This is a genomic window from Escherichia sp. KCJ4928 (assembly GCF_004352695.1).
Taxonomy (GTDB): Bacteria; Pseudomonadota; Gammaproteobacteria; order Enterobacterales; family Enterobacteriaceae; genus ECMA0423.
This window is the reverse complement of sequence record NZ_SJWV01000173.1, coordinates 1-8499: the sequence shown is the minus strand read 5'-3', so window position 1 is coordinate 8499 and position 8499 is coordinate 1. Positions and strand designations below refer to the sequence as shown.

At 51.2% G+C, this 8499-nt stretch carries 8 protein-coding genes; all 8 read left to right on the top strand.

Features of this window, described 5'->3' with window-relative positions; translation table 11 throughout:
* Positions 1-2536: CRISPR-associated helicase Cas3' (gene cas3, locus E0D98_RS19025; RefSeq protein WP_131890840.1), on the top strand; the 2536-nt coding region annotated here is incomplete at its 5' end.
* Between the two features lie 97 nt (positions 2537-2633).
* Entirely contained in the window at positions 2634-4196 is a 1563-nt protein-coding gene (gene casA / locus E0D98_RS19020; RefSeq protein WP_001084104.1) for a type I-E CRISPR-associated protein Cse1/CasA, read from the top strand.
* Positions 4193-4732 carry a type I-E CRISPR-associated protein Cse2/CasB gene (gene casB / locus E0D98_RS19015; protein WP_000029342.1) on the top strand — a complete coding sequence of 180 codons (540 nt, stop codon included), beginning with the start codon at positions 4193-4195 and terminating at the stop codon, positions 4730-4732. Before casA ends, casB begins: the two co-directional genes overlap by 4 nt.
* 11 nt (positions 4733-4743) lie before the next feature.
* A complete protein-coding gene (cas7e, locus tag E0D98_RS19010; RefSeq protein ID WP_000206431.1) occupies positions 4744-5799 on the top strand; it encodes a type I-E CRISPR-associated protein Cas7/Cse4/CasC in 1056 nt (351 codons plus the stop codon).
* A 10-nt stretch (positions 5800-5809) separates the two neighbouring features.
* A complete protein-coding gene (gene cas5e, locus E0D98_RS19005; RefSeq protein WP_000085068.1) occupies positions 5810-6556 on the top strand; it encodes a type I-E CRISPR-associated protein Cas5/CasD in 747 nt (248 codons plus the stop codon).
* Positions 6538-7188, top strand: a complete 651-nt coding sequence (gene cas6e, locus E0D98_RS19000) for a type I-E CRISPR-associated protein Cas6/Cse3/CasE (protein ID WP_000281442.1) — start codon at positions 6538-6540, stop codon at positions 7186-7188. The genes cas5e and cas6e overlap by 19 nt, the downstream gene beginning before the upstream one ends.
* Positions 7185-8105 (top strand): type I-E CRISPR-associated endonuclease Cas1e, encoded by a 921-nt coding sequence (cas1e, locus tag E0D98_RS18995; protein ID WP_000144863.1) that lies wholly within the window; start codon positions 7185-7187, stop codon positions 8103-8105. Before cas6e ends, cas1e begins: the two co-directional genes overlap by 4 nt.
* Positions 8105-8398 (top strand): type I-E CRISPR-associated endoribonuclease Cas2e, encoded by a 294-nt coding sequence (gene cas2e, locus E0D98_RS18990; protein WP_000063176.1) that lies wholly within the window; start codon positions 8105-8107, stop codon positions 8396-8398. Before cas1e ends, cas2e begins: the two co-directional genes overlap by 1 nt.
* The last annotated feature ends 101 nt before the right edge of the window (positions 8399-8499 follow it).

Here is an 8499-nt window from a genome sequence, read left to right as displayed (position 1 = left end):
AAATTGCTTCGGGCTGGCTGATTATTTTCGTCAATTAGGGATTTCTGACAAGGAACAGGCGGCTCAATTTTTCGCCTGGTTGCTGTGCTGGCACGATATTGGAAAATTTGCCCGCTCTTTTCAACAACTTTACCTGCCCCCTGAACTCAAGATTCAGGAAGGTGCCAGAAAAAATTACGAAAAAATCTCTCATTCAACGCTGGGCTACTGGTTGTGGAATCATTATTTAAGTGAATGTCAGGAGTTACTTCCTTCATCTTCGCTCTCTCCGCGCAAACTTAGGCGAGTGATAGAAATGTGGATGCCCGTGACGACAGGGCATCATGGTCGGCCCCCTGATCGTATGGATGAATTGGATAATTTTCTGCCTGAAGACAAAGCTGCAGCACGAGATTTTCTCCTTGAAATCAAACCACTGTTTCCGCTCATAGAGATCCCCGCATTCTGGGATGATGATGAGGGCATTGAACTTATAAAACACCTTTCCTGGTATATCTCTGCAACCGTCGTGCTCGCAGACTGGACGGGTTCGTCAACGCGATTTTTTCCACGCGTCGCACACCCAATGGATATTAAAGGTTACTGGCAGAAAACTTTAATTCAGGCTCAAAACGCCTTAACCGTCTTTCCTCTAAAAGCAAAAGTCGCGCCTTTCAACGGAATTAATACGCTGTTTCCTTTTATTGAGAATCCGACACCGTTACAGCAAAAGGTGCTGGATCTGGATATCAGCCAGCAAGGACCGCAGTTATTTATTCTGGAAGATGTGACTGGCGCAGGTAAAACAGAAGCGGCGCTTATCCTGGCGCACAGGTTGATAGCTGCGGGGAAAGCTCAGGGGCTGTTTTTTGGTCTGCCAACAATGGCAACGGCCAATGCCATGTACGATCGGCTGGTCAAAACCTGGCTTGCTTTCTATTCGCCAGAATCCCGCCCCAGCCTGGTGCTGGCACATAGTGCCCGCACATTAATGGACCGCTTTAATGAATCACTCTGGTCTGGTGATTTAGTCGGGTCAGAAGAACCGGATGAACAAACGTTCAGTCAGGGATGTGCGGCCTGGTTTGCCGACAGTAACAAGAAGGCGTTGCTGGCTGAAATTGGCGTCGGCACGCTGGATCAGGCGATGATGGCGGTGATGCCGTTCAAACATAATAATCTGCGGCTTCTGGGGCTGAGTAACAAAATCCTGCTGGCTGATGAGATCCACGCCTGTGACGCTTACATGTCGTGCATTCTTGAAGGGTTGATCGAGCGGCAGGCGCGTGGCGGAAACAGCGTTATTTTGCTTTCTGCCACGTTATCTCAACAGCAGCGCGACAAACTCGTCGCTGCCTTTGCGCGGGGTACAGAGGGCCTGCAAGAAGCTCCGTTCCTGGAAAAGGATGATTACCCCTGGCTGACGCATGTCACGAAATCCGATGTGAACTCACACCGGGTAGCGACGCGCAAAGACGTTGAGCGTAGCGTCAGCGTGGGTTGGCTTCATAGTGAACAAGAGTGTATTGCGCGTATCGAATCGGCGGTAAGTCAGGGGAAATGCATCGCCTGGATCCGGAATTCTGTCGATGACGCTATTAAGGTTCATCGTCAGCTGCTTGCCCGCGGCGTCATTCCTGCTTCCAGCCTTTCACTTTTTCATAGCCGCTTTGCTTTTAGCGATCGCCAGCGAATTGAAACGGAGACACTGGCACGCTTTGGTAAATATTGTAGTTTACAGAGAGCGTCGCAAGTCATTGTTTGTACACAAGTAATTGAGCAAAGCGTGGATATTGACCTGGACGAAATGATCTCCGACCTGGCCCCTGTTGATTTGCTGATTCAGCGAGCAGGACGATTACAGCGGCATATCCGCGATATTAATGGTCAGTTAAAGCGTGACGGAAAGGACGAGCGTTCCCCCCCTGAATTGCTGATTCTGGCTCCCGTCTGGGACGACTCTCCTGGCGACGAATGGTTTGGCAGTGCCATGCGTAACAGTGCATTTGTCTATCCCGATCATGGGCGAATCTGGCTGACGCAGCGTGTGCTGCGTGAGCAAGGTGCTATTCAGATGCCACACGCAGCCCGGCTTCTTATTGAATCCGTCTACGGTGAGGACGTGGTAATGCCGGAAGGATTTGCCCGCAGCGAGCAGGAGCAAGTGGGCAAATATTACTGCGATCGCGCAATGGCTAAAAAGTTTGTGCTGAACTTCAGGCCCGGCTATGCCGCCAATATCAACGATTACCTCCCGGAAAAACTGTCGACACGTCTGGCTGAGGAGTCTGTTTCCCTGTGGCTGGCTACCTGTATTGACGGTGTGGTGAAGCCTTATGCCACCGGTGCTCACGCATGGGAAATGAGCGTTGTCAGAGTGCGCCGAAGCTGGTGGAAAAAACATCGGGATGAGTTTTCTTTACTGGAGGGAGAGGCGTTCAGGCTGTGGTGCATTGAACAGCGACAAGATCCGGAGATGGCAAACGTGATTTTAGTCAACGATGACGAAAGTTGCGGGTATTCGGCTACGGAAGGATTGATTGGCAAGGTTGGTTGAGATGTCTGCGACAGGACTCTCTGAATAGTTGATACACCGAAAAGGATGGAAAGATGGACAACCGACCTGGGATGGTCTTTTTTACGAGAGGATGCGTATGAACTCGTTTTCACTTCTGACAACCCCGTGGTTGCCTGTTCGTTTTAAAGACGGAACGACAGGCAAGCTGGCACCAGTCGATCTGGCTGATGAAAATGTTGTCGATATCGCTGCGCCGCGGGCAGATCTCCAGGGTGCGGTATGGCAGTTTTTGCTGGGGCTACTACAAACCAGCTTCGCGCCAAAAGATCATCGTCGTTGGGATGATATCTGGGAAGACGGACTGGAAGCTGAAAAGCTACGGGAAGCATTGCAGTCATTAGAACATGCTTTCCAGTTTGGGCCAGATTCCCCTTCATTTATGCAGGATTTCGAGGCGCTCAAGGGAGATAAAGTTCAGGTCGCTTCGCTACTGCCTGAGATTCCCGGCGCTCAAACAACGAAGTTTAATAAAGACCACTTTATTAAGCGTGGCGTGACTGAACACGTATGCCCTCATTGTTCCGCGTTAGCTCTGTTCTCCCTACAGTTAAATGCGCCATCAGGCGGCAAAGGCTATCGCACCGGTTTGCGCGGCGGTGGGCCGATGACCACTCTGATTGAATTACAGGAATATCAAGGCAATCAACAAACGCCCTTGTGGCGCAAACTGTGGCCCAATGTGATGCCGCAGGATGAAGCCGACTTACCGCTACCCAAAAAATTTGACGATCTGGTTTTCCCCTGGCTTGGCCCGACGCGAACCAGCGAACTGGCCGGTGCGGTGGTAACCCATGATCAGGTCAATAAACTCCAGGCTTACTGGGGAATGCCGCGCCGTATTCGTATTGATTTTAATACCACGACAGTCGGCAACTGCGATATTTGCGGTGAACAGAGCGACGCGCTCCTGAGCCTGATGACGACCAAAAATTACGGTGCGAATTATGCCATGTGGCAGCATCCCTTAACGCCTTACCGTATACCACTTAAAGAGGGTGGCGAGTTTTACTCGGTCAAACCACAACCGGGCGGTTTAATCTGGCGCGACTGGTTAGGCCTTATCGAAACGGGTAAATCAGAAAACAATACGGAACTTCCCGCGCTGGTGGTGAAACTCTTTAATGCCAGCAGTCTGAAACAGGCAAAAGTAGGCCTGTGGGGATTTGGCTATGATTTCGACAACATGAAAGCGCGCTGTTGGTACGAACACCATTTCCCGCTGCTGCTCAAGAAAAAAGAAGGCCAGATACCGAAACTGCGTCTGGCTGCGCAAACGGCTTCACGGATTCTAAGTCTGTTACGAAGTGCATTGAAAGAAGCGTGGTTCTCCGATCCAAAAGGTGCACGGGGTGATTTCAGTTTTGTGGATATCGACTTCTGGAACAAAACTCAGCATCGCTTCCTGAGGTTAGTGCGCCAAATTGAAGAAGGTCAGGATGCGGACGAATTACTCGGCAAATGGCAAAAGGAAATTTGGTTATTCGCGCGTCAGGATTTTGACGAGCGTGTATTCACCAATCCATATGAGCCTGTTGATTTGAAACGCGTTATGACCGCGCGCAAGAAATATTTCACAACATCGGCGGAGAAGCAAAGTGCTAAAGCCGCCAGGGAGAAAAAGCAGGAGGCTGCTGAATGAGTATTGTAAAAGAGGAGCACAAAGCCACGCTGCGTAAATGGCGCGAAGAGTTGCAGGCTAAACGCGGCAATCGTGCAAGTCTGCGGCGTAGCACAACGGTTAATGATGTTTGCTTGTCAGAAGGGTTTCGTTCTCTGCTGATGCAGACCCACACTTTGTGGAAAATTGAAGCACAAGAGTGGCGTTTTACCGCACTGGCGCTGGTCGCCGCAGTTAGCGCCAATGTAAAAGCTATTGATGAACGGCAGCCTTTTGCCGCGCAGCTGGCGGCGGTAATGTCAAAGGGGCGTTTTACTCGTCTGTCGGCAGTAAAAACACCGGATGAATTACTGCGCCAGTTACGCCGCGCAGTCAGATTATTAAACGGTTCCGTCAATCTTGACTCTCTGGCAGAGGGGGTCTTCCGTTGGTGCCAGGAGAGCGACGACCTGCTCAATCATCACCGCCGCCAGCAGCGGCCAACCGAATTTATCCGTATCCGCTGGGCGCTGGAATATTACCAGGCTGGCGACGCCGATAACGAACAAAATCAATAAAGGACTATCTCATGACAACATTTATTCAGCTTCATTTGTTAACCGCTTACCCTGCTGCCAACCTTAACCGTGATGATACCGGTGCGCCAAAAACTGTGGTGCTGGGTGGAGCAACGCGTCTGCGCGTTTCCTCGCAAAGTCTGAAACGTGCGTGGCGCACTTCTGCACTTTTTGAACAGGCACTGGCGGGCCATATTGGTATTCGCAGTGGGCGTATTGCGCGTGAGGCGGCAACTATCCTGATTGAGAAAGGGATTGAAGATAAAAAAGCCATCGAATGGTCGGCAAAAATTGCTGATTATCTTGGGAAAGCTAAAAATGACAAAAAACCAAAAGATCCGCTCACTAACGCCGAAACTGAACAGTTAGTCCATATCAGCCCGGCAGAATTTGACGCCGTAAAAGCGCTGGCCCATCAGCTTGCAGAAGAAAAGCGCGCGCCAAAAGAGGAAGATCTCGCGTTGTTACGCAAAGACCGTATGGCGGTAGATATTGCCATGTTTGGTCGTATGCTGGCGAATAAACCCGAGTTTAATGTTGAAGCCGCCTGCCAGGTAGCGCACGCATTTGGTGTCAGTGAAACGATTGTCGAAGATGATTTTTTCACCGCCGTTGATGATTTGCGCCAGGCTTCTGAAGATGCCGGTGCCGGGCATCTTGGTGAAACCGGATTCGGTTCTGCACTGTTCTACACCTATATCTGCATTGATAAAGATCTGCTGGTCGAAAACCTTGGCGGTGACGAAGCGTTAGCTAATCAGACCATACGTGCCTTTACGGAAGCCGCACTTAAAGTCTCCCCAACCGGCAAACAGAACAGCTTTGCCAGCCGTGCCTACGCCTCCTGGGCGCTGGCAGAAAAAGGCACCGATCAACCACGCTCTCTGGCGGCGGCTTTCTATGAACCCATTAATGGCACACGTCAGTTAGATGTGGCGGTGCAGCGTATTACAACGCTTCGCGAAAACATGAATACGGTCTACGAACAGAAGACCGAATGCGCAAGTTTTGACGTGATGAACAAACAGGGAAGCATGAAGGACGTGCTGGACTTTATCTGCGCGTAAGGGGCGGCTTATGAGCCAATATCTGATTTTTCAGCTTCATGGGCCGATGGCGTCCTGGGGGGTCGATGCTCCAGGTGAAGTTCGTCATACCCATGAACTTCCTTCGCGCTCAGCATTGCTGGGGCTACTGGCTGCCGGGGTAGGGATTCGGCGTGATGATACCGAACGCTTAAACGCGTTTAATCGCCACTATTCACTGGTGGTTTGCGCCAGCCGTAACCCGCGCTGGGCACGGGATTATCACACGGTCCAGATGCCAAAAGAGGTGCGTAAAGCACGTTATTTCAGCCGTCGCGAAGAGTTGAGCGACCCTGAGCTTTTGAGCGCGATTATCTCCCGGCGCGACTACTACACCGATGCCTGGTGGATGGTGGCGGTGGCAACAACAGCCGATGCGCCTTACAGCCTCGAACAGTTGCAGGACGGTTTACGCCATCCAGTTTTTCCGCTTTATCTGGGGCGAAAAAGTCATCCGCTGGCATTACCTCTTGCGCCGTTACTGCTCGAAGGCAACGCGTGTGATGCCTTATGTAATGCATACCAACAGTATCAGGATCATTTCCATAAACTGAAAGTCTCACTCCCGAAACTTCAGGATGAATGCTGGTGGGAAGGGAAACACGACGGCCTGGTCGCGAGCAAAATATTACGCCGCCGGGATGTTCCTTTAAATCGTCAGCAGTGGCTGTTTGGGGAACGCACCGTCAATCAGGGGCCGTGGCTCAGCAAGGAGGAACCATGTACCTCTCAAGAATAACCTTACATACCGGCCAGCTTTCGCCTGCGCAGTTGCTGCATCTGGTGGATCGCGGTGAATATGTGATGCATCAGTGGCTGTGGGATCTCTTCCCTGGCGGCAAAGAAAGGCAATTTCTTTATCGTCGGGAAGAACTCCAGGGCGCGTTTCGCTTTTTTGTACTGTCGCAGGAACGCCCGGCGGAAAGTGATACGTTCACCATAGAATGCCGGTCATTTGCGCCCGAGCTGTGTACCGGACAACAACTTTGTTTCAACCTGCGGGCGAATCCAACAATCTGTAAAGCGGGCAAGCGCCACGATCTGCTGATGGAGGCGAAACGGCAGGTGAGGGGGCAGGCGGAAGGAAGTGATGTCTGGTTGCATCAACAACAGGCGGCGCTGGACTGGCTGGCAGCGCAGGGGGAGAGAAGCGGTTTTACACTGCTGGATACCTCGGTTGATGCCTACCGACAACAGCAACTGCGGCGGGAAAACTCCCGGCAACTGATCCAGTTCAGTAGCGTGGATTATACGGGGATGCTTACGGTCACCGATCCTGGGTTATTTGTGCAACGCCTGAGCCAGGGGTATGGTAAAAGCCGGGCGTTCGGCTGTGGTCTGATGCTGATCAAACCCGGAGCAGAGGCGTGACGTTTGTACCACTGAGCCCGATCCCATTAAAAGATCGCACCTCCATGATCTTCCTCCAGTACGGTCAGATCGACGTACTGGACGGCGCTTTCGTGCTGATCGACAAAACAGGGATCCGAACGCATATTCCGGTGGGATCGGTCGCCTGCATTATGCTCGAACCAGGAACGAGAGTTTCCCACGCGGCGGTGCATCTGGCCGCCACGGTGGGAACACTGCTGGTCTGGGTCGGTGAAGCGGGCGTTCGCGTTTACTCCTCCGGACAACCCGGTGGGGCGCGGGCAGATAAATTACTCTACCAGGCAAAGCTGGCTTTAACGGAAGATCTACGGTTGAAGGTGGTGCGCAAAATGTATGAATTACGTTTTCGTGAACCACAGCCAGCTCGCCGTTCAGTGGAGCAGTTACGTGGAATTGAGGGATCTCGCGTTCGCCAGACGTATGCATTACTGGCGAAACAATATGGTGTGAAATGGAATGGTCGCAAATACGATCCTAAAGACTGGGAAAAAGGCGATGTTGTGAATCGCTGCATCAGTGCTGCTACATCATGTCTGTACGGTATATCTGAAGCGGCAGTATTAGCCGCGGGATATGCGCCCGCTATTGGGTTTATCCATAGTGGCAAACCGCTTTCATTTGTTTATGACATAGCCGATATCATTAAATTTGATTCGGTTGTGCCAAAGGCATTTGAAATAGCAGCGAGGCAACCCGCAGAACCTGATAAAGAAGTCAGATTAGCCTGTCGCGATATTTTCCGTAGCACTAAGTTAACGGGCAAATTAATACCGTTAATTGAGGAAGTCCTTGCCGCAGGTGAAATTGAACCGCCACAACCTGCGCCGGATATGTTACCGCCAGCCATCCCCGAACCTGAAACGTTGGGCGATAGCGGTCATCGAGGACGCGGCTGATGAGCATGGTCGTGGTTGTTACAGAAAATGTCCCGCCGCGCTTACGTGGACGGCTCGCAATCTGGCTACTGGAAGTGCGTGCCGGTGTGTATGTTGGTGATACATCAAAACGTATTCGGGAGATGATCTGGCAGCAAATTACCCAACTGGCTGGTTGCGGAAATGTGGTGATGGCCTGGGCGACCAATACCGAGTCGGGTTTTGAATTTCAGACCTGGGGAGAAAACAGACGTATTCCGGTGGATTTGGATGGGTTACGTTTGGTTTCTTTTCTTCCTGTTGATAATCAATAAGTTATCCGTTCTTTAAAAATAAGGAAATGTTTTAATTTAGTTGGTAGATTGTTGATGCGGAATAAATTTGTTTAAAAACAGTTATGTATGCTTAGTGTGTT

Coding starts and splice junctions, on each gene's coding strand:
- casA (WP_001084104.1), top strand. CDS start 2,634: ATGAACTCGTTTTCACTTCTGACAACCCCGTGGTTGCCTGTTCGTTTT.
- casB (WP_000029342.1), top strand. CDS start 4,193: ATGAGTATTGTAAAAGAGGAGCACAAAGCCACGCTGCGTAAATGGCGC.
- cas7e (WP_000206431.1), top strand. CDS start 4,744: ATGACAACATTTATTCAGCTTCATTTGTTAACCGCTTACCCTGCTGCC.
- cas5e (WP_000085068.1), top strand. CDS start 5,810: ATGAGCCAATATCTGATTTTTCAGCTTCATGGGCCGATGGCGTCCTGG.
- cas6e (WP_000281442.1), top strand. CDS start 6,538: ATGTACCTCTCAAGAATAACCTTACATACCGGCCAGCTTTCGCCTGCG.
- cas2e (WP_000063176.1), top strand. CDS start 8,105: ATGAGCATGGTCGTGGTTGTTACAGAAAATGTCCCGCCGCGCTTACGT.